The sequence below is a fragment of the Mycobacterium mantenii genome, from assembly GCF_001667865.1.
Classification (GTDB): domain Bacteria; phylum Actinomycetota; class Actinomycetes; order Mycobacteriales; family Mycobacteriaceae; genus Mycobacterium; species Mycobacterium mantenii_A.
The window spans coordinates 1-551 of the sequence record NZ_LZJP01000049.1 but is presented as its reverse complement, the minus strand read 5'-3'; the positions used below and the strand labels follow the sequence as shown (position 1 = coordinate 551).

Sequence of the window (551 nt, the reverse complement as noted above, 5' to 3'; positions counted from 1 at the left end):
ACGATATGATGCACCACCACCACCAACACATGCTCATCGTCGGTGACGCGGAATAGCGTTGCCCGCAACGGGATCTCGGCAGCCAGATCAAACGGGTGATGGGCCGCAGAGTCGATGGCTTCGTTCAACCGCGGTGTCGGCCAACCGCTGGCATCGACGACCTGCCACCCGACATCGGCCCGCTCAACCGGCACCACCACTTGTTGGGGTGTGCCCTCGGGCGCCGGGAACAGCGTACGCAGGCTTTCGTGCCGAGCCACCACATCGGCGAAGGCCGCGCTCAGCGCATCAGCATCTACGGGTCCTTGCAGCCGCAAGGCCGCGGCCATGTTGTAGACCGGTGACGGCCCTTGGAACTGGTCGAGGAACCACAACCGGTTCTGGGCAAACGACAACGGAACCACCGCCGGCCGCTCCCCCGCCACCAGGGGCTGCCCTCGATCGGTGCCCTCGCCGATCCGCGGCGCCAGCTGGGCCACCGTCGGTGCCTCGAACACCGCACGCACCGAAAGGCCTTCATCCACAGCGGCATTGATGGCCGCGATCAGCCG

The 551-nt window shown here is 66.4% G+C and carries 1 protein-coding gene; it reads right to left on the bottom strand.

The features are described from left to right. Positions 1–551 (bottom strand): condensation domain-containing protein (locus A5688_RS08575; RefSeq protein WP_131812440.1); only part of this gene is annotated, 551 nt, incomplete at both ends.